General features: G+C 73.6%; 14 protein-coding genes and 1 pseudogene. 9 read left to right on the top strand and 6 right to left on the bottom strand.

What is annotated here, in order from left to right:
* On the bottom strand, nucleotides 1–112 hold a 112-nt coding region (locus EAO77_RS41315; RefSeq protein WP_410088541.1), incomplete at its 3' end, for a hypothetical protein.
* A gap of 304 nt (nucleotides 113–416) precedes the next feature.
* On the opposite strand from EAO77_RS41315, the gene glgB reads away from it, so the two are divergent.
* The gene (glgB, locus tag EAO77_RS13305) at nucleotides 417–3,155 is read left to right on the top strand and encodes a 1,4-alpha-glucan branching enzyme (RefSeq protein ID WP_261993885.1); all 2,739 of its coding nucleotides are present in this window, start codon (nucleotides 417–419) and stop codon (nucleotides 3,153–3,155) included.
* A 116-nt stretch (nucleotides 3,156–3,271) separates the two neighbouring features.
* Here glgB and EAO77_RS13300 read toward each other — a convergent pair whose 3' ends face one another.
* On the bottom strand, nucleotides 3,272–5,572 hold the full coding sequence (locus EAO77_RS13300; protein ID WP_261993884.1) for a HelD family protein: 2,301 nt from the start codon (nucleotides 5,570–5,572) through the stop codon (nucleotides 3,272–3,274).
* Between the two features lie 268 nt (nucleotides 5,573–5,840).
* On the opposite strand from EAO77_RS13300, the gene EAO77_RS13295 reads away from it, so the two are divergent.
* Nucleotides 5,841–7,280: a WGR domain-containing protein gene (locus tag EAO77_RS13295; RefSeq protein ID WP_147988204.1), complete on the top strand. Its 1,440-nt coding sequence runs from the start codon at nucleotides 5,841–5,843 to the stop codon at nucleotides 7,278–7,280.
* A 105-nt stretch (nucleotides 7,281–7,385) separates the two neighbouring features.
* Here EAO77_RS13295 and trxA read toward each other — a convergent pair.
* Both trxA and EAO77_RS13285 read right to left on the bottom strand, forming a co-directional pair.
* Nucleotides 7,386–7,723, bottom strand: a pseudogene (trxA, locus tag EAO77_RS13290) (thioredoxin).
* Nucleotides 7,720–8,121: a MerR family transcriptional regulator gene (locus EAO77_RS13285; protein ID WP_147988203.1), complete on the bottom strand. Its 402-nt coding sequence runs from the start codon at nucleotides 8,119–8,121 to the stop codon at nucleotides 7,720–7,722. Before EAO77_RS13285 ends, trxA begins: the two are co-directional and overlap by 4 nt.
* A gap of 196 nt (nucleotides 8,122–8,317) precedes the next feature.
* Between EAO77_RS13285 and EAO77_RS13280 the strand changes: the two genes are divergently transcribed.
* Complete coding sequence (locus EAO77_RS13280) at nucleotides 8,318–8,569, top strand: hypothetical protein (RefSeq protein WP_147988202.1); 252 nt, start codon at nucleotides 8,318–8,320, stop codon at nucleotides 8,567–8,569.
* A 148-nt stretch (nucleotides 8,570–8,717) separates the two neighbouring features.
* Here the strand turns inward: EAO77_RS13280 and EAO77_RS13275 are convergent, their stop codons facing one another.
* Complete coding sequence (locus tag EAO77_RS13275) at nucleotides 8,718–10,079, bottom strand: cation:dicarboxylate symporter family transporter (RefSeq protein WP_147988201.1); 1,362 nt, start codon at nucleotides 10,077–10,079, stop codon at nucleotides 8,718–8,720.
* A gap of 129 nt (nucleotides 10,080–10,208) precedes the next feature.
* On the opposite strand from EAO77_RS13275, the gene EAO77_RS13270 reads away from it, so the two are divergent.
* The 3 genes from EAO77_RS13270 to EAO77_RS13260 all read left to right on the top strand — a co-directional run bounded on the left by EAO77_RS13270 (nucleotide 10,209) and on the right by EAO77_RS13260 (nucleotide 13,724).
* Nucleotides 10,209–12,221, top strand: a complete 2,013-nt coding sequence (locus tag EAO77_RS13270) for an ATP-binding protein (RefSeq protein ID WP_147988200.1) — start codon at nucleotides 10,209–10,211, stop codon at nucleotides 12,219–12,221.
* Nucleotides 12,218–12,898, top strand: coding sequence for a response regulator (locus EAO77_RS13265; RefSeq protein WP_147988199.1), 681 nt, complete (start codon nucleotides 12,218–12,220; stop codon nucleotides 12,896–12,898). Before EAO77_RS13270 ends, EAO77_RS13265 begins: the two co-directional genes overlap by 4 nt.
* Nucleotides 12,899–13,046: 148 nt before the next feature.
* Nucleotides 13,047–13,724, top strand: coding sequence for a helix-turn-helix transcriptional regulator (locus tag EAO77_RS13260; RefSeq protein ID WP_261993883.1), 678 nt, complete (start codon nucleotides 13,047–13,049; stop codon nucleotides 13,722–13,724).
* 72 nt (nucleotides 13,725–13,796) lie between these two features.
* On the opposite strand, the gene EAO77_RS13255 is transcribed toward EAO77_RS13260, so the two are convergent.
* On the bottom strand, nucleotides 13,797–14,822 hold the full coding sequence (locus tag EAO77_RS13255) for an ATP-dependent 6-phosphofructokinase (RefSeq protein ID WP_147988198.1): 1,026 nt from the start codon (nucleotides 14,820–14,822) through the stop codon (nucleotides 13,797–13,799).
* Nucleotides 14,823–15,115: 293 nt separating this feature from the next.
* Between EAO77_RS13255 and pta the strand changes: the two genes are divergently transcribed.
* The 3 genes from pta (at nucleotide 15,116) to pyk (ending at nucleotide 19,984) form a co-directional block, all read left to right on the top strand.
* Entirely contained in the window at nucleotides 15,116–17,245 is a 2,130-nt protein-coding gene (gene pta, locus EAO77_RS13250) for a phosphate acetyltransferase (protein WP_147988197.1), read from the top strand.
* Nucleotides 17,242–18,468 carry an acetate kinase gene (locus EAO77_RS13245; RefSeq protein WP_147988196.1) on the top strand — a complete coding sequence of 409 codons (1,227 nt, stop codon included), beginning with the start codon at nucleotides 17,242–17,244 and terminating at the stop codon, nucleotides 18,466–18,468. Before pta ends, EAO77_RS13245 begins: the two co-directional genes overlap by 4 nt.
* Before the next feature lie 88 nt (nucleotides 18,469–18,556).
* Nucleotides 18,557–19,984, top strand: coding sequence for a pyruvate kinase (gene pyk / locus EAO77_RS13240; RefSeq protein WP_147988195.1), 1,428 nt, complete (start codon nucleotides 18,557–18,559; stop codon nucleotides 19,982–19,984).
* Nucleotides 19,985–20,017 lie beyond the last annotated feature (33 nt).

Here is a 20,017-nt window from a genome sequence, read left to right as displayed (position 1 = left end):
GCGTCAGCGTGACGGACGTCCGGCGGCCGTGCGACTCGGCCTGCTCCGTCTTGATCGGATCCGGGTTGACCACCCCCGAGCCGCCGAACCGCTCCTCGTCGGTGTTGAGCACCTCCGACCACACCGGCACGGAAGAGGGCACGCCGGGCGCCGCGGAACCTTCGGATGCCGCTGCAGGGGCGGCGCCCTCGGACACACCCGCGAGCGGCACCGGGCGGGACACGGCGGACGCGCCGAGCACCGCACAGGCCGCAGCCGGAGCCGACGGCGCGGCGGCCGCCGCCGCCGGGACGCGGCGCCCTGCCCGCAAGGGCCGTACGAAGTCCGGCGCGACGCCCGGGTCCGAGGCGACCGGCGGGACGTCCGGGACCAGTGCGACGTCCGGGGCGAGCGGCGGGACCGGTGCGACGTCCGGGGTGCTCGGGGCCGGGAAGGCGGGTGGCGCCGCGGGCCGGTCGGGTTCCGGCGGAGCCGCCGCCGCGGAGACCACGGGCGAGGAGGCCGCCGGCGCCGACCCGGCGGCGGACGGCGCCGGAACCGCGCCCCGCGCCCGGGGACGCCGCAAGGCCGCGGGCCGGGRGCCGMGCGGGCGGCGGGCCGGGACGGACGCCGAGGCCGCTCCCGCGCCGGAGGCACCGGCCGGGGAGGAGGCACCCGAACCGGCGGCCGGGCTGCCGGTCCAGGGGCGCCACGACGAGCCCGTGCCCGCGGCGATGGCGAGCGCCGGCACGGGCACCGGCACCGCCCGCACGGCGCCTCGGCCCGCGGCCGAGGCCGCCGGGACGGCCGGGACACCGGCGGGCGGCGGACGCCGGGCCGCCGGGGGCGGCGGCCGGGGAGCGGCCCGCCCGGCGGGCTCCGGCACCGGCCGCACCCCGCGCGCCACGGCGGCGGGCGACTCCGGCTCCGCCTCCGGGCCCCGGAACACGGCCGCCCCCGCACCCCGCCCCGGCGGCCTGCGCCCCGCGGCGGACCTGAGCGACGAGGACCGCGGGCGTCTGCTGAGCGGCGGACACCACGACCCGCACTCCCTGCTCGGCGCCCACCCGGTCCGCGGGGGCGTCCAGCTGCGGGTGCTGCGTCCCCACGCCACCGCGGTCACCATCCTGGCCAAGGGCCTGCGCACCGAGCTCCACGACGACGGCGACGGCCTGTTCTCCGGTGTGCTGCCGTTGCGCACGATGCCCGAGTACCGCCTGCTGGTCGCCTACCCCGACCACCCCGAGGGCTACGAGACCGACGACGCCTACCGCTTCCTGCCCGCACTCGGCGACCTCGATCTGCACCTGATCGGGGAGGGCCGGCACGAGGAGCTGTGGAACGCGCTCGGCGCGCACCCCCTGACCCACCAGGGGGTCACCGGCACCCGGTTCACCGTGTGGGCGCCGAACGCCCGCGGTGTGCGGGTCGTGGGCGACTTCAACTACTGGGACGGCACGGGCTGCCCGATGCGCTCGCTCGGCTCGACGGGTGTCTGGGAGCTGTTCCTCCCCGGCGTCGGCGAGGGCGCCCTCTACAAGTTCGAGATCATGCGACCCGACGGCTCGCACACCCTGCGGGCCGACCCGATGGCGCGGCGTACCGAGGTGCCGCCGGCCAACGCCTCCGTGGTGACGCGCTCGCGGCACGAGTGGACGGACCAGGAGTGGATGGCCCACCGCGGCGACCGGCCCGTCCACGAGGCGCCGCTGTCCGTGTACGAGGTCCATCTCGCCTCGTGGCGGCCCGGACTCACGTACCGTCAGCTCGCGGAGCAGCTCCCCCGGTACGTGCGGGACCTCGGCTTCACCCATGTCGAGTTCATGCCGGTGGCCGAGCATCCGTTCGGCGGTTCCTGGGGCTACCAGGTCACCGGCTTCTACGCGCCGACCTCCCGGATGGGCACCCCGGACGACTTCCGCTTCCTCGTCGACAGCCTGCACCGGGCGGGCATCGGCGTCCTGGTCGACTGGGTGCCGGCGCACTTCCCGCGCGACGACTGGGCGCTGGCCGAGTTCGACGGCCGCCCGCTGTACGAGCACAGCGACCCGTCGCGGGCCGCCCACCCCGACTGGGGGACGCTGGAGTTCGACTACGGGCGCAAGGAAGTGCGCAACTTCCTCGTCGCCAACGCGGTGTACTGGTGCGAGGAGTTCCACATCGACGGCCTGCGGGTGGACGCCGTCGCCTCGATGCTCTACCTCGACTACTCGCGCGAGGACGGCCAGTGGTCGCCTAACGAGCACGGCGGCCGGGAGAACCTGGACGCGGTGGCCTTCCTCCAGGAGATGAACGCCACCGTCTACCGGCGCTGCCCGGGCGTGGTCACCATCGCCGAGGAGTCCACCGCCTGGGACGGTGTCACCCGCGCCACCCACCACGTGGGCCACGGCGGCTTCGGCGGCCTCGGCTTCGGCCTGAAGTGGAACATGGGCTGGATGCACGACTCGCTCGGGTACATCGAGCACGAGCCGGTGCACCGCAAGTTCCACCACAACGAGATGACCTTCTCGATGGTGTACGCCTACAGCGAGAACTACGTGCTGCCGATCTCGCACGACGAGGTGGTGCACGGCAAGCGGGCGCTGGTCAGCAAGATGCCCGGCGACTGGTGGCAGCAGCGCGCCAACCACCGCGCCTACCTCGGCTTCATGTGGGCGCATCCGGGCAAGCAACTGCTGTTCATGGGGCAGGAGTTCGCACAGGGGGCCGAATGGTCCGAGGGCCATGGCCCGGACTGGTGGCTGCTCGACCCGTCGTACGCGGCCGAGCCCGACCACCGCGGCGTGCGCGACCTGGTGCGCCGGCTGAACACGGTCTACGCGAGCACGCCCGCGCTGTGGCAGCAGGACACCGTGCCGGACGGGTTCGACTGGGTGGACGGCGGCGCGGCCGAGGACAACGTCCTCGCCTTCCTGCGGTTCGACCGCGAGGGCGTCCCGCTGCTGGCGGTCAGCAACTTCTCCCCCGTCGTCCGCCACGGCTTCCGGCTCGGCGTGCCCTCTTCCGTGCCGGTGTGGTCGGAGGTGCTCAACACCGACGAGGAGCGGTTCGGCGGCTCGGGGGTGGTCAACCCGGATCCGATCAAGACGGAGCAGGCCGAGTCGCACGGCCGCCGGACGTCCGTCACGCTGACGCTGCCGCCGCTGGCGACGGTCTGGCTGCGGCCCGCCTGACCCGGCGTCCGGCGTGCGGCTCCCGGGCGCCTCGCGCGCGCCGGTCCGGACGAAGGGCTCCGGCGGCCCGCGGGGGCGTGGTCACCGTGACGGTGGCCGCGCCCCCGCCGCCCGGGTCACCGCCCGGCTGCCCGGCCGCGGACGACGCCCAGGCGTTGCGTCGCCCTGGTGTACGCCACGTAGAGGTCGTTGACGCCGTACGGGGAGGCGTCCCGGATGGCCTCCGGCTCCACCACGATCACGGTGTCGAACTCCAGCCCCTTCGCCGCCTTCGGGTCGATCAGCACCACGGGGCGGGTCAGGTCGGGGTCCGGCCCCGTCCCCGCGTCCGGCAGCCGGGCGGCGAGCTCGCGGTGCAGCGACGCGGGGGCGATGACGGCGGTCCGGCCCTCGCGCGGCGCCTCGGCCACCCGGCCGGCCACGGCGGCGGCGCGTTCCTCCGGGGCGACGGACACCTCCCAGGGCTCCACACCGGTGGAGCGCACCGAGCGGGGCGGCTCGAAGGAGGGGTCGGCGGCGCGGCGCACGCCTGCGGCCAGCTCCATGATCTCCGCGGGAGTGCGGTAGTTGACGCCCAGCCGGGTGTGCTCGTAGCGGTCGCCGACGTACGGTTCGAGGATCTCCCGCCACGATCCGCAGCCCGCCTCGTCGCCGGTCTGGGCCGGGTCGCCGACCAGGGTCATCGACCGGGTCGGGCAGCGGCGCATCAGCAGCCGCCACGCCATCGCGGACAGCTCCTGCGCCTCGTCGACGATGATGTGCCCGAAGGCCCAGGTCCGGTCGGCCGCGGCACGTTCGGCGGCGGTGCGGTGGTCCGCCTCCTCGTGGCGTTCGGCCATCCGCTCGGCGTCGATCACGTCGTGCGCCGCGAGCACCTCGGACTCCTCGTCCTCGAACTCGAACGTCTCGGAGCCGTGCGACAGCTCCAGCACGCCCTGGGCGTAGGCGATGCGGTCCTGGCGTTCCGCCTCGGCGGCGGCACGGGCCGCGCTGTCGTCCGTGCCGAGGAGTTCGGCCGCCTCGTCGAGCAGCGGGACGTCTGCGGGGGTCCACGGGCCCCGGTCGCGCCGCACGGCGTCGGCGTCCCCGGCGTCCAGGTGGGCCTCCGGTTCGGCCAGCAGGTCGGCGACGAGCCGCTCCGGGGTGAGCGGGGGCCACAGCGTGTCGATCGCGGCGTGCACCTCGGCGCTGGTGGCGATCTCCTTGCCGAGCTGGGCGAGGTCGTCGGGGCCCAGGAGGTTCTCCCCGCCGTAGGGGTCGGCGCCGAGCCGGTCGGCGAGCTGGGCGGTCAGGGCGTCGATGATCCGGAAGGCGAAGTGCGGGCGGGCCAGGTTGTGGGGCAGCCCGGTGGAACGGGCCCGGTCGCGGGCCTCGTACGCCATCTCGCGGTGCAGCAGCAGTGTTCCGTAGCCCTCGTGGTCGATCTCCAGCGCGGGTTCGGGGACTTCGCCGTGGTCCTCGCCGCTGGCGGCGGGCACCGTCTCCGGCAGGGTCTGCCGGGCGGCCACCGCGCGGGCGAGGACGGCGGCCATCGAGGCGCGCCCCTTGACCGCGGCGGCGCGGGGCGTGTCGGTGCCGGTGGCGTGCACGCCGGGGAAGAGCTCGCCCATGGTCGACAGCAGGACGCCGGTCTCGCCGAGCGACGGCAGCACCTCGCCGATGTAGCCGAGGAAGGCCGGGTTGGGGCCGACGATCAGCACGGCCCGGCGGGCGAGCTGTTCGCGGTGCTCGTAGAGCAGGTACGCGGCGCGGTGCAGCGCGACGGCCGTCTTGCCCGTGCCGGGGCCGCCCTCGACGACGAGGACGCCGTGCCGGGGCGCGCGGATGATGCGGTCCTGCTCGGCCTGGATCGTCTGCACGATGTCGGCCATGCGGCCGGTGCGGGCCGTCGCGAGCGCGGCCAGGAGCACTTCGTCGGCGTCGCGGGACTCGTGGCCCGTGCGCGTCGGGTCCGTCAGGTCGAGGATCTCGTCGTGGAGCGCGGTGACCGTCCGGCCCTTGGTTCTGATGTGCCGGCGCCGCACGAGGCCCATCGGCTCGAATCCGGTGGCGAGGTAAAAGGGGCGGGCGACGGGAGCGCGCCAGTCGATGAGCAGAGGAGTGCGCCGGGCGTCGTCCCTGCGCATTCCGACCCGGCCGATGTGGCGGGTCGTGCCGTCCTTCTCGTCGATACGGCCGAAGCACAGTCCGTCGTCGACCGCGTCGAGGGCGTTGAGATGGGCGAGGTGCTCCGCGACGCCGATGTCGCGCTCGACCCGGGCCTGGCGACCGGTGGTGACCTGGGCCGCGGTCGCCGCGACGGCGTTCTCGGCCTGCTCCCGGAGCGCGTCGAGGCGCTCGTAGAGCCGGGCGACGAATTGCTGTTCGTTCCGCAATTCCTCGGTTGACAATTCAGCTCCTGACGCGATATGATTCATCCAGTGAACTTCCCTCCGTGAATTCTCCGCAAGCAATGTCCGCGGAATCCACGGGCAGGGAACCATCAAATATACGCAGGTATTACCCCCGGCCGTCAATTCGGTTCCGGGGGATTTTTGTGTTCCCCGCGACGTTCTCCACCGGCGGGGGGCGCTCACCAGCCGGCCCCGCCCGCCCACCGGCGCTGTCAGTGGCGCCCCGTAGCGTTCTCGTCAGTGGGAACGAGCCGGAGACGGACGGCTGTTCCGTCCCGGGGAGGGGTCTGTCATGTCTGGCACGACGACGTATCTGGAGCTGTCGCAGGACGACGGCGGAGCGCACAAGTTCTACGAGGTGACCGTGGAGGGGACGGCCGTCTCGGTGCGCTACGGGCGCATCGGCGCCGCCGGGCAGCTCCAGACGTCGTCGTTCCCGACGGCGGAGAAGGCGCAGGCGGCAGCCGCACGGAAGATCGGCGAGAAGGTGCGCAAGGGGTACGCCCCGGCCGTGCGCGGACAGCGCGCGGCGCGTCCGGTGACCCGCCGTCAGGTGACGTCCGCGCCGTCCACCGCGCGTTCCACCGCGCCGGTGCTGTGGCGGTTCCGCACCGGCTCCGCGGCCTTCGGCATCCACATCGACGAGGACCGCTGCTGGATGGGCAACCAGGCGGGCGACGTCTTCACCCTCAGCCACGGCGGCGACGTCCTCGCCCGGTACTCGCTGCCCGAGGGCGTCAAGTGCCTGGTGGCGGACGACTTCTGGATCTACGCCGGCTGCGACGACGGCACGGTGTACGACCTCTCGTCCAAACTGCCCTTCGCCGCCTACGACATCGCCGCCGACGTCGACATCTTCTGGCTCGACATCCGCGAGGGCGTGCTCAACGTCTCGGACGCCGACGGCGGTCTGACCGTCATCGACCACGAGGACGAGTACCAGTGGGCCCGCCGCTCCGCCGGCGGCCAGGCCTGGATGGTGCGCGCCGACGACCGGGGCGTCTACCACGGCCACCAGAGCGGGGTGACGGCCTACGCGCCCGACGGCAGCGGCGAGTTGTGGCACACCCGCACCTCGGGCGGAGTGCTCTTCGGCTGGCAGGAGGACGACGCCGTCTACGCGGGCACCGCGCGCCACGTGGTGCAGCGGCTCTCCAAGGCGACGGGCGCGGTGGAGGCGACGTACCGCTGCGACACCGCCGTCTACTCGTGCGCCACCTCGCCCGACGGGCGCCATGTCTTCGCCGGCGACTCGTCGTCCTCCGTGTACTGCTTCGACACCGACGGCACCCGGCTGTGGAAGCTGCGCACGGGCGGGGGCTCGGCGCTGTCCATGCAGTACCACGACGAGAAGCTGTACATGGTCACCACGGACGGCTCCCTGGTGTGCGTGGACGCGAGCGAGGCCGCGGTGACCGCGGCCCAGCAGGGCTCCGTCCCCGTGGCGAGGGACGTCAAGTCGGCCGCCGCCCTGCCGACGTACACCCCGGCCCTCTCGGCGGCCTCGGTGGCGACGGTCTCGGCGCCGCCGGCGGGCGGCGTGGTGGTCGAGTGCGTCGGCACCGGCAGCCGGCTGCGGGTGCACGTGGTGTCCGAGGGCTACGACCCCTCCTGGTACGTCCAGTTCCCGCGCGGCATACGCGAGGTGGGCGCCCGGTACGTGGTGGACGCGCTGCACCCCGCGCAGTCCGGGTTCTACCGGGTGCGCGGCGAGATCAGGCGCCTGGTCTGAGCGGTCCTGCGGGCGCCGGGGCGCCCGCGGCCGGACGGCCGGCGCGGGCGCGCGCGCCGTGCGGATCCGGGCAACCGGGCCCGCACGGCGCGCCTGCCGGGCCGGTCAGGACGGGAGGACGTCCTCCAGTTCCTGGAGCAGCCGGCGCTTGGGACGGGCGCCGACGATCGACTTCACCGGCTCGCCCCTCGGAACACCAGCAGGGTCGGCAGCGACAGCACGCCGTAGCGGGTCACCGTCTCGGGGTTGCTGTCCGCGTCGATCTCCACCACCTCCAGCCGGTCCGCCTGTTCGGCCGCCACGGCCTTCAGCACCGGGGCGAGCTGGCGGCACGGCCCGCACCACCCGGCGGAGAACTCCACCAGGACCGGGCCCTCGGCCGCGAGCACCCGGGCCTCGAAATCCGTGTCCGTCACCATGGCGACGCCTTCCGTACCGATCATCTGTCGACCTCCGAGAATGCGCACAGGGGTTCCGGGCCCTCGGGCATCTGTGCCTCGGCCCGCAGCAGCGACGCCGAGACCTGCGCCCGCACGGAGGCGAGCTGCTCGATCAGGGTGTCCAGCTCGGCGAGCTTGGCCCGGTAGACGGCGAGCGACGCGGGGCAGGAGTCGCCCGCCGGATGCCCGGCCCGCAGGCACTCGACGAACGGCCTGGTCTCCTCCAGGCCGAAGCCGAAGTCCTGCAGCGTCCGGATCTGGTGCAGCAGCCGCAGGTCGTCCTCGTCGTACGTGCGGTAGCCGTTGACCGCACGCCGTGCGGGGAGCAGCCCCCGGGACTCGTAGTAGCGCAAGGTGCGGGTCGTGGTCCCGGCCCGCTCCGCAAGCTCGCCGATTCGCATGCCGCGACGGTATTCCTTGACGTCCGCGTCAAGGCAAGGGGTCCCGGGCGGCCCTGTCCTGCGCGCACGCGCCCGCCGCGCGAGACTGGGAACAGGGGCGGGCCGAGGGCGTGGCGCACCCGGGCGGTGGCCGGGCACCGGCCGAAGTGAGCGCGGCCCGGCGGCCTCACGGCGATTCCCGGACACGGAGGCGGCCATGACGGAGTACCGCGAGAGGGCGGGGACGATCCCCGAGGAGTTCGGCGGACTGGTGACGGAGTTCCGCGGCCTGCTCGACAGACACCCCGGTGCGGCCGGGTTCTTCGCGCTCGCCTACCACCCCGACGGTGTCGGTGCGGCACCGCAGGAGCCGGGCACGGCGGCGACGGTGGCCTTCACCCAGCCCGTTTTCGAGTGCGAGGAGATCGAGCCCGGACTCCAGCAGTGCCGGCGCGTCGACGAGCAGTGACCGTTCGCGGACGACCGGGTCCCCCCCTGCCGGGGCCCCGCGCGAGGAGGGTGCCACGCATCGCTCCGACGCGTCCCGGCGGCCGGCCGGGCGCGCTAAGGCCCCCGGCGTGCGGACACCGGGGGCCTCGCGAAGCGGCGGCGAAGGGTCAGACCTTGGCCGGCTCCCGCTCGTCGTCCCTCGGCTCCGGAAGAGCGGCGGTCTCGTGCGGCGCGTGGTCGTCGAGCAGGGTGGCCTCGTCGAAGGGCGCCCTGCCCGCCAGGACGAGTTCGACCCGGCCCTTGTCGATCTCCTTGGTCCAGGTGCCGACGAGGACGGTGGCGACGGCGTTGCCCGCGAAGTTCGTCAGGGCGCGCGCCTCGCTCATGAAGCGGTCGATGCCGACGATCAGGCCGACGCCGTCGACGAGTTCGGGGCGGTGCGACTGCAGTCCGCCGGCCAGCGTCGCCAGACCGGCGCCCGTGACCCCGGCCGCACCCTTCGAGGCGATGATCATGAAGACCAGGAGGGAGATCTGCTCCCCCGCGCTCAGCGGGTCGCCGGTGGCGTTGGCGATGAACAGCGAGGCCATCGTCAGGTAGATGGCGGTGCCGTCCAGGTTGAAGGAGTAACCGGTGGGCACGGTGATGCCGACCACGGGCTTGCTGACGCCCAGGTGCTCCATCTTCGCGATCAGCCGCGGCAGGGCGGACTCGGACGAGGAGGTGGAGACGATCAGCAGGAACTCGCGGCCCAGGTACTTCAGCAGCGAGAAGAGGTTCACGCCGGCGACGAGCCGCAGCAACAGGCCGAGGACCACGAAGACGAACAGCGCACAGGTGACGTAGAAGCCGATCATGATGACCGCCAGCGACTTCAGTGCGTCGAGGCCGGTCTCGCCGACGACCGCCGCGATGGCGCCGAAGGCGCCCACGGGCGCCGCCCACATGATCATCGCGAGGATGCGGAAGACGAGGCGCTGGATGTGGCCGATGCCGCGCAGGACGGGCTCGCCCGCCGAGCCCATCGCCTGGAGCGCGAAGCCGGCGAGCAGGGCCACCAGCAGGGTCTGGAGCACCTCGCCCTCGGTGAACGCGGAGACCAGGGTCGTCGGGATGATGCCGAGGAGGAAGTCCGCGGTGCTCTCCCCCGTGCCCTCGGCCTGCGCGGCGCCCGCCTCACGGGTCGCCTCCGTGATGTGCAGGCTGGAGCCGGGCTCCAGCAGGTTGCCGACGAGCAGGCCGATGGCCAGGGCAACGGTCGACATCACCAGGAAGTAGCCGAGGGCGAGACCGCCGACGGCACCGACCTTGGCGGCCTTGCGCACCGAGCCGATGCCCAGCACGATCGTGCAGAAGATCACCGGCGAGATCATCATCTTGATGAGGTTCACGAAGCCGGTGCCGATGGGCTTCAGTTCGACGGCCACCCCGGGGGCGGCGAACCCCACGGCGATACCGAGAGCGACCGCGGCGATGACCGCGATGTAGAGATAGTGCGTACGGTCCCGCCTGCCGTTGGCTGTGGCCACGGGGTCCTCCTCGTCGAGTGTGCGCGTCCATGTCCCGATGGATCCCCGCGACTATCCACCAGCGCTGTGACCCCGGTCACCGTTGCGTTCGTTTCGTTCACACAATTCCGGCCAGGCAGACTTACGGGCATGCGCCTCCCCCGTCCCCGCAGTCTCGCGGGCCAGCTCTTCGCCATGCAGGTCGTGCTGGTCGCGGCGATCGTGGCGGGCTGCGCGCTCTTCGCGTACGTCACGGACCAGGCCCAGGCCGAGGAGTCCGCCCGGCACCGGACCACGGCCACCGCGGCCGCCGCCGCCCGCTCGCCCTCGGTCGCCGAGGCGGCGCGCTCCGGGGACCCGTCGGCGGTGCTCCAGCCCTACGCCGAGGCCCTGCGCAAGGACGCGGGCATGGACTTCGTCGTGATCATGGACCCGCACGGCAGGCGCTGGACCCATCCGACTCCGGAGCGGATAGGGGAGACGTATCTCGGCCACATCGGGCCCGCCCAGCGCGGCGGCGTCCTCAGCGAGCAGTTCGAGGGCACGCTCGGCCTCTCCGTGCGCACCGTGGCGCCCGTGCGCGACGCCGGCGGGCGGGTCGTCGCCATCGTGAGCGCCGGCATCACGGTCGAGGAGATCACCCAGCAGGTGCGGGAGCAGGTCACCGCCCTCCTGGTCGCCGCGGGGGCGGCGCTCGCCCTCGGCGGCGCCGGTACGTACGTCATCAACGCCAGGCTGCGCCGCCACACCCATGGGATGAACTCCGCGGAGCTGGGCCGGATGCACGACTACCACCAGGCGGCGCTGCACGCCGTGCGCGAGGGGCTGGTCATGCTCGACGGCGGCCGGCGGATCGCGCTGGCCAACGACGGCGCGCGGGAACTGCTGGGGCTCGGCGACGACGCGGTGGGCCGCCCCGTGGCGGAACTCGGGCTGCCCGCGCCGCTCACGGGGGCGCTGCTCGCCTCCGAGCCGCGGGTGGACGAGGTGCATCTGACCGCCGACCGGATCGTGGTGGTCAACACCCGGCCGGTCGTCGGCGGCGAGCAGCGCGGCACCGTCGTCACCCTGCGCGACCACACGGAGCTCCAGGCGCTCTCCGGCGAGCTGGACTCGGAGCGCGGCTTCACCCAGGCCCTGCGCTCGCAGGCCCACGAGGCGGCGAACCGTCTGCACACCGTGGTCTCGCTGATCGAGCTCGGCCGCGCGGACGAGGCGGTCGACTTCGCGACGGCGGAGCTGGAGCTGGCGCAGGTGCTGACGGACCGCGTGGTCGGGGCGGTGGGGGAACCCGTCCTCGCGGCGCTGCTGCTCGGCAAGACGGCGCAGGCCAATGAACGGGGCGTGGAGCTGGTGCTGACCGAGGACAGCCGCATCGACGACCACGTCCTGCCGGACACCCTGCCGCCCCGGGACCTGGTGACCGTCCTCGGCAACCTGATCGACAACGCGGTCGACGCGGCGGCCGGTCTCCCGGGGCCCGGCCCGGCCACCACGGGGCCCGCCCTCGCAACGGCCCCGCTCCCCGCGCCCGCCGGAGTGGGCTTCGCCGCCCCGGCGGGCGCGGCGGAGGCCGGAGCCGCACACGGCTGCCCGGCGGGCGCCGGGCGCCACGGTTCCCCCGAGGCGGCCGGCGACGGGCCGGCCGCCCGTCCCGGTGCGGGCGCGGCGGAGGCCGGAGCCGCACACGGCGCGGCAGGCCCCGGACACCACCACGTCCCCGTGCCGGGCGGCGGCCCCGAGGCGGCCGACGGCCGCGGGAGGGCCGACGCCGGGAGCAGCGCCCCGTCCGCCGCGGCGCTGCTCCCCGCGCAGGCGGGTCCCCCGGGCGGGGCCGCCCCCGCGGTGGCGGCGCCCGGCGGGGTGCGGGCGCGGGTCACCGTGACGCTGCTGGCCGAGCGGGACGAGCTCCTCGTGCGGGTGGCCGACAGCGGTCCCGGCGTGTCCCCCGACCGGGCCGAGGACGTGTTCCGGCGCGGCTGGTCCACGCACGGCCCCGGTCGCGGCATCGGCCTGGCCCTGGTGCAGCAGGCCGTGCGCCGCGGGCAGGGCACGGTCGCGGTGGGCCGCGGCGCGGACGGCGGGGCCGAGTTCACGGTCCGCCTGCCGCTGATCACCGCCGGGAGACCGGCCCCGGACCGGCCGACGGAGACGCGCGCATGACCATCAGGGTTCTGGTCGTCGAGGACGACCCCGTCGCCGCCGACGCCCACGCCCTCTACGTGGGCCGGGTCGCCGGGTTCACCGTCGTCGGCGTCGCCCATTCGCGGGCCGAGGCCGTCCGGGCGCTGGAGCGCACGGAGGTGGACCTGCTCCTGCTCGATCTGTACCTGCCCGACGGGCACGGTCTCCAGCTGGTGCGGTCGCTGCGCGCCGCGGGGCACGCGGCCGACGTGATCGCGGTGACGTCCGCCCGTGATCTGGCGATCGTCCGGGAGGGCGTCTCCCTCGGCGTGGTGCAGTACGTGCTGAAGCCCTTCACCTTCGCCACGCTCCGTGACCGGCTCGACCGCTACGCCGAGTTCCGGGCGGCGGCGGGAGAGGCCAGCGGCCAGGACGAGGTCGACCGTGCGCTCGGGGCGCTGCGCGCCCCGCGCACGGGGACGACGCTGCCCAAGGGACTGAGCGGGCCCACGCTGGAGGCGGTCACGCGGACGCTGCGCGAGTCGTCCGCCGGGCTGACCGCGACGGAGGCCGCCGCGGCGGTCGGCATCTCGCGCATCACGGCCAGGCGCTACCTCGAGCATCTGGTCACCGCGGGACGGGCGGACCGGGTGCCGCAGTACGGGCAGGTCGGCCGGCCGGAGCTCCAGTACCGCTGGCTGAGCTCCCGCCGCTGACGCCGCACCCGGCGCGGCGGACCGCCGGACACGGCCCTACCCCCGGGTAGCCGGAACACCCGGCGCCCGCGTCGGACCTTTCTACGAGGTGGAGCTTGAGGCGAACGCACCGTAGTCGGCGCCGGTGGCCCGACCGTACGGTGTGCGCGTGCACCAGCCCCCTTCCCCGCCCTTCGACTCCCTCGCCGCGCGCCGTCTCCGCGAGGCCCTGGGCATGGCTCCCGGTCATGTCGCCTACGGTCTGCGCGCCCAGTACGGCCTCGCGGCCACACCCGACACGGTGGTGGCCTGGGAGCGGGGCACCGCGAAACCCGGCACCCGTGAACTGACGGCCCTGGCGGGCGTGCTGTGGTGCTCGCCCGCCGAACTCCTCACCGGCGCGACCACCTTGCGCGAGCACCGCATCGCCCGCGGCTGGACGTCCCAGGACCTGGCGCGCAGGGTGGGCCTGGACGCCGGGGCGTACGCGCGGATGGAGGAGGCGCGCCGCTGGCGCGGCAACGAGCGGCAGACCGCCGCCCTCGCCGAGGCGCTGGCGCTGTCGCCCCGCGATCTGCTGGCGGTGACCGGCCGGGACCAGGACCTGGCCGAACTGCTGCGCGGCGCGGTCGGTGCGCGGTGGCAGGCGTACGTCCGCCCGGTCGCCCGGATGCTGCCGATGGAACGCGGCCGGCTGGAGGCCGTGCTCCAGCGGCTGCACTCCGACTACCAGTCCCGGACGGTGGCGTCGCTGAGCTGGGGGGACGCGTCGGAGGACACGGGCGCGTCGGGGCGGGACTTCCTGGACCGCATCCTCGACCACTTCTGGGCCCTGGCCCGCGACTGAGGGCCGCGCCCCCGCGCCGGATGCACGGGACCCGCGGGCGGGCGGAGCGCGGGGCGCACGCCCCGGGGGCCGTCAGAAGACGGACTCCGCCTCGGACATCCGGTCCGCGGGCACGGTCTTCAGCCGGGTCACCGCCTCGGCGAGCGGCACCATGACGATCCGGGTGCCGCGCAGCGCGGTCATCATGCCGAACTCGCCCCGGTGCGCGGCCTCGACGGCGTACCAGCCGAAGCGGGTGGCGAGGACGCGGTCGTACGCGGTCGGCGTGCCACCGCGCTGCACATGGCCGAGGATGACGGGCTTGGCCTCCTTGCCCAGCCGCCTCTCCAGCTCGGCGGCGAGCCGGTTGCCGATGCCCTGGAAGCGCTCGTGGCCGAACTGGTCGATCTCGCCCTTCTCGTAGGCCATCGAGCCCTCGGCGGGGTGCGCGCCCTCGGCGACGCAGACGACGGCGAACTTCTTGCCCCGGGCGAACCGCTCCTCGACCATCTTGACCAGGTCGTCGACCTGGAAGGGCCGCTCGGGCAGGCAGATGCCGTGGGCGCCGCCGGCCATGCCGGACTCCAGGGCGATCCAGCCGGCGTGCCGCCCCATGACCTCGACGACCATCACCCGCTGGTGCGACTCGGCGGTGGTCTTCAGCCGGTCGATGGCCTCGGTGGCCACCATCACGGCGGTGTCGAAGCCGAAGGTGCGGTCGGTGGCGAAGATGTCGTTGTCGATCGTCTTGGGGACGCCGACCACGGGCATCCCGGCGTCGGCGAGCATCCGGGACGCGGTGAGCGTGCCCTCGCCGCCGATCGGGATGAGCGCGTCGATGCCGTAGCGCTTCGCCAACTCCGGCGCGTTCTCGGCCGCTTCGCGCAGCCGGTCGCGCTCCAGGCGGGTGGAGCCGAGGATGGTGCCGCCGCGGGCGAGGATGCCGCCCACCGCGTTGAGGTCGAGGGGCCGGTAGTGGCCGTCGAGCAGACCGCGGAACCCGTCCTCGAAGCCGATGACCTCGTCGCCGTGCCCGGTCAGGGCGCGGTGCACGACCGAGCGGATCACTGCGTTCAGCCCCGGGCAGTCGCCGCCTGCGGTGAGAATGCCGATGCGCATCGTGCTGTCTCTCCTGCTCCTCGCCGAACGTGTGAGCCGGTCCGATTGTCCCACGGGCCCGCGGTGCGCCGCCCCTCCGGCTGATCCGGGGCCCTTTCCCCGGACCGGCCGGCGAAGCTCCCGGGGCGGCCCGGGTGCGCTTCTGCCCGGCGGGCGCCCTATCTACACGCGAGGGTATTGTCAAGAGGGCGAGGCCGCCCCGGGGCGGTTTCCGCGCGTCCGGCCCCGCCGTCCGGCGGTGGCGGGCACCGTCGGAACACGACGGACGACGACACAGGGACGGGAGAGCACGCGTGACGCGGAGCGTGTACGTGACCGGGATCGACCGCGGCGACGGCCGGCAGGTGGTCGAGCTGGGGGTCATGGAACTGCTGACCCGGCAGGTGGACCGGGTGGGCGTCTTCCGGCCGCTCGTCCACGAGGGACCCGACCGTCTCTTCGAGCTGCTCCGGGCCCGCTACCGCCTCTCCCAGGACCCGTCGGCCGTGTACGGCATGGACTACCACGAGGCGGCCACCCTCCAGGCCGAACGGGGCACCGACGAGCTGGTGTCCCGGCTCGTCGAACGCTTCCTGCCGGTGGCACGGGAGTACGAGGTCGTGCTGGTCCTGGGCACCGACTACGCCGCCACCCAGCTCCCCGACGAACTGGCGCTCAACGCCCGGCTGGCGAACGAGTTCGGCGCCTCGCTGATCGCCGTGGTCGGCGGGCGGGGGCAGACGGCGGAGTCCGTGCGGGCCGAGACGCGCAACGCCCACCGCGCGTACGAGGCCCTCGGCTGCAACGTCCTCGCGATGGTCGCCAACCGGGTGGCGCCCGAGGAGCGCGACCGCATCGCCGAGCGCCTCTCCGCCCGCCTCCCGGTCCCCTGCTACGTGCTGCCCGACGAGCCCGCGCTCGCCGCGCCCACGGTCGCCCAGATCACCCACGCCCTCGGCGGCACGGTGCTGCTCGGCGACGACTCGGGCCTCGCGCGCGACGCGCTGGACTTCGTCTTCGGCGGCGCGATGCTCCCGAACTTCCTGCCGGCGCTGACGCCCGGCTGCATGGTGGTCACCCCGGGCGACCGGGCCGACCTGGTCGTCGGCTCGCTCGCCGCGCACTCCGCGGGCACACCGCCCATCGCGGGGGTGCTGCTCACCCTGAACGAGCGGCCGAGCCGGGAGATCCTCACCCTCGCCGCCCGGCTCGCCCCGGGCACGCCGGTGATCTCGGTCGAGGGCAACAGCTTCCCCACCGCCGCCGAACTCTTCGGCCTGGAAGGCAAGCTGAACGCCGCCACCCCCCGCAAGGCGGAGACGGCACTGGGCCTGTTCGAGCGCCATGTGGACACCGCCGACCTGCTGGACCGGCTCGCGGTGGCCCGCAGCGGCCGGGTGACGCCGATGATGTTCGAGCACGAGCTGCTGGAGCAGGCCCGTGCCGAGCGGCGCCGGGTGGTCCTGCCGGAGGGCACCGAGGAGCGCGTGCTGCGCGCCGCCGACGTGCTCATCCGCCGCGACGTGTGCGACCTGACCCTCCTCGGGGACGTGGACCTGATCCGCAAGAAGGCGGCGGACCTCGGCGTGGACCTGTCGTCGGCGCAGCTGATCGACCCCGCCTCCTCCGAGCTGCGCCAGGACTTCGCCGAGCGGTACGCGACGCTCCGCGCCCACAAGGGCGTCTCCGTGGAGCTGGCCCACGACGTGGTGACGGACGTCAACTACTTCGGCACGCTGATGGTGGCCCAGGGCCTGGCCGACGGCATGGTGTCGGGGGCGGTCCACTCCACGGCCGCGACCATCCGGCCCGCGTTCGAGATCATCAAGACCGGGTCGATGGGCGCGCCTCCCGGCGAGCAGGGCGGCGCGGGCGCGGCGGCGATCGTGTCGTCCGTCTTCTTCATGTGCCTGGCCGACCGGGTGCTGGTCTACGGGGACTGCGCGGTCAACCCGGACCCGAACGCCGAGCAGCTCGCGGACATCGCGATCCAGTCGGCGGCGACCGCGGCCCGCTTCGGCGTCGAGCCGCGCATCGCGATGCTGTCGTACTCCACCGGCACCTCCGGCTCCGGTGCGGACGTCGACAAGGTGCGCGAGGCCACCAAGCTGGTCCGGGCGTCCCGGCCGGACCTGCTGATCGAGGGCCCGATCCAGTACGACGCGGCCGTCGACCCGTCGGTGGCGGCGACCAAGCTGCCCGGCTCGGAGGTCGCCGGCCGGGCCACGGTGCTGATCTTCCCCGACCTCAACACGGGCAACAACACGTACAAGGCCGTGCAGCGTTCGGCGGGCGCGGTGGCCGTCGGCCCGGTGCTGCAGGGCCTGCGCAAGCCGGTGAACGATCTGTCCCGCGGAGCTCTCGTGGGCGACATCGTCAACACCGTCGCCATCACCGCGATCCAGTCCCAGGACCCGTCCAAGGCTCAGGAGTTCTCCGTATGACGGCCACCCGCGTCCTCGTCCTCAACTCCGGTTCGTCGTCGCTGAAGTACCAGCTGCTGGACATGCGCGACGCGACGCGGCTGGCGACCGGGCTGGTCGAGCGGATCGGCGAGTCGACGTCGCGTCTGGTCCACACGCCGCTCGCCGGCGGGGACGCCGGCGCGGCCGGGCCGCGCGAGCGGACCGGGCCGATCGCCGACCACGACGCCGCGCTGAAGGCGGTGGCCGACGAGCTGGCCCGTGACGGGCTCGGCCTGGACTCCCCCGAACTGGCCGCGATCGGCCACCGGGTGGTGCACGGCGGGCTGCGCTTCACCGAGCCGACGGTGATCACGCAGGAGGTGCTGACCGAGATCGAGCGGCTGGTGCCGGTCGCGCCGCTGCACAATCCGGCGAACCTCACGGGCATCCGGACGGCACAGGCGCTGCGTCCGGAGCTCCCGCAGGTCGCCGTCTTCGACACCGCCTTCCACACCACGATGCCGGAGGCGGCGGCCCGCTACGCCATCGACGTGGAGACCGCCGACGCGCACCGCATCCGCCGCTACGGATTCCACGGCACCTCGCACGCCTACGTGTCGCGGGCGACGGCCCGGCTGCTCGGCAAGGACCCGTCCGAGGTGAACGTCATCGTGCTGCACCTCGGCAACGGGGCGTCCGCGTCCGCGGTGTCGGGCGGGCGGTGCGTGGAGACCTCCATGGGCCTCACCCCCTTGGAGGGGCTGGTGATGGGTACCCGCTCCGGCGACATCGATCCGGCCGTCACCTTCCACCTCAAGCGGGTCGCGGGCATGTCGGCCGACGAGATCGACGAACTGCTGAACAAGCGGAGCGGGCTGGTGGGGCTGTGCGGGGACAACGACATGCGGGAGATCCGCCGGCGGATCGACGAGGGCGACGAGCGGGCGAGGCTGGCCTTCGACATCTACGTCCACCGGTTGCGGAAATACATCGGGGCGTACTACGCGGTCCTCGGCCGGGTCGACGCGGTGGCGTTCACGGCGGGGGTCGGCGAGAACGCGGCGCCGGTGCGGGAGGCGGCGATCGCCGGTCTCGAACAGCTGGGGCTCGCCGTCGACGCGGAACGCAACGCCGTGCGGTCCGGTGAGGCCCGGCTGATCTCGCCCGGGCACGCCAGGGTCGCGGTGGCCGTCGTGCCCACCGACGAGGAACTGGAGATCGCCCGCCAGACCCATGAATTGGTGAAAAGGGTGAACGCCTGACGGTGTACGCCTGAGCGGGCGGGCGCCCATTTGTACATTCCACCAGACGGAATATTCCGCAGGGAAACAAACCGATAGGATCCGCCTTATGCGCCGTTCCAAAATCGTTTGCACACTGGGCCCCGCCGTCGACTCGTACGAGCAGCTGAAAGCGCTCATCGAGGCCGGCATGAACGTGGCCCGATTCAACATGAGCCACGGATCCCACTCGGAGCACGAGGAGCGGTACCACCGCGTGCGCCAGGCGTCCGAGGACACCGGCCGCGCCGTGGGCGTCCTGGCCGACCTCCAGGGCCCCAAGATCCGTCTCGAGACCTTCGCCGAAGGACCGGTCGAGCTGGTCCGCGGCGACGAGTTCGTCATCACGACCGAGGACGTGCCCGGCGACAAGTCGATCTGCGGGACGACGTACAAGGGCCTTCCCGGGGACGTCTCCAAGGGCGACCAGATCCTCATCAACGACGGCAACGTCGAGCTGCGGGTCGTCGAGGTCGAGGGCCCGCGGGTCAGGACCATCGTGGTCGAGGGCGGTGTCATCTCCGACCACAAGGGCATCAACCTGCCCGGTGCGGCGGTCAACGTCCCCGCACTGTCCGAGAAGGACGTCGAGGACCTCCGCTTCGCGCTCCGCATGGGCTGCGACCTGGTGGCCCTCTCCTTCGTCCGTGACGCCGACGACGTCAAGGACGTGCACAAGGTGATGGACGAGGTGGGCCGCCGGGTCCCCGTCGTCGCCAAGGTGGAGAAGCCGCAGGCCGTCGAGAACATGGAGGCCGTCGTGATGGCCTTCGACGGCGTGATGGTGGCCCGCGGCGACCTGGCGGTCGAGTACCCGCTGGAGAAGGTCCCGATGGTGCAGAAGCGCCTCATCGAGATGTGCCGCCGCAATGCCAAGCCGGTGATCGTCGCCACCCAGATGATGGAGTCGATGATCACCAACTCCCGCCCCACGCGCGCCGAGGCGTCCGACGTCGCCAACGCGATCCTGGACGGCGCGGACGCGGTCATGCTCTCCGCGGAGTCCTCGGTCGGCGCGTACCCGATCGAGACGGTCAAGACGATGTCGAAGATCGTCGTCGCGGCCGAGGAGGAGCTGCTCGCCAAGGGCCTGCAGCCGCTGGTCCCGGGCAAGAAGCCGCGCACCCAGGGCGGTTCGGTCGCCCGCGCGGCCGCGGAGATCGCCGACTTCCTCGACGGCAAGGCGCTGATCGCCTTCACCAAGTCCGGCGACACGGCCCGCCGGCTGTCGCGCTACCGCGCCCAGCAGCCGATCCTGGCCTTCACCACGGACGCCGCCACGCGCAGCCAGCTCGCGCTGAGCTGGGGCGTGGAGTCCTTCGTGGTCCCCCACGTCGACAACACCGACGCGATGGTCGACCTGGTCGACGCGGAGCTGCTGAAGCTCCAGCGCTACAACGAGGGCGACACCATGATCATCACGGCCGGCTCCCCTCCGGGCGTCCCCGGTACCACCAACATGGTCCGGGTCCACCACCTCGGCGGCGAGAAGGCCTGACGGGCCCGACGGCCCCGACGTCCGATCACGGCA

Source organism: Streptomyces sp. T39, from assembly GCF_008042045.1.
Lineage (GTDB): Bacteria > Actinomycetota > Actinomycetes > Streptomycetales > Streptomycetaceae > Streptomyces.
This window is presented reverse-complemented; position numbering and strand designations above follow the sequence as displayed.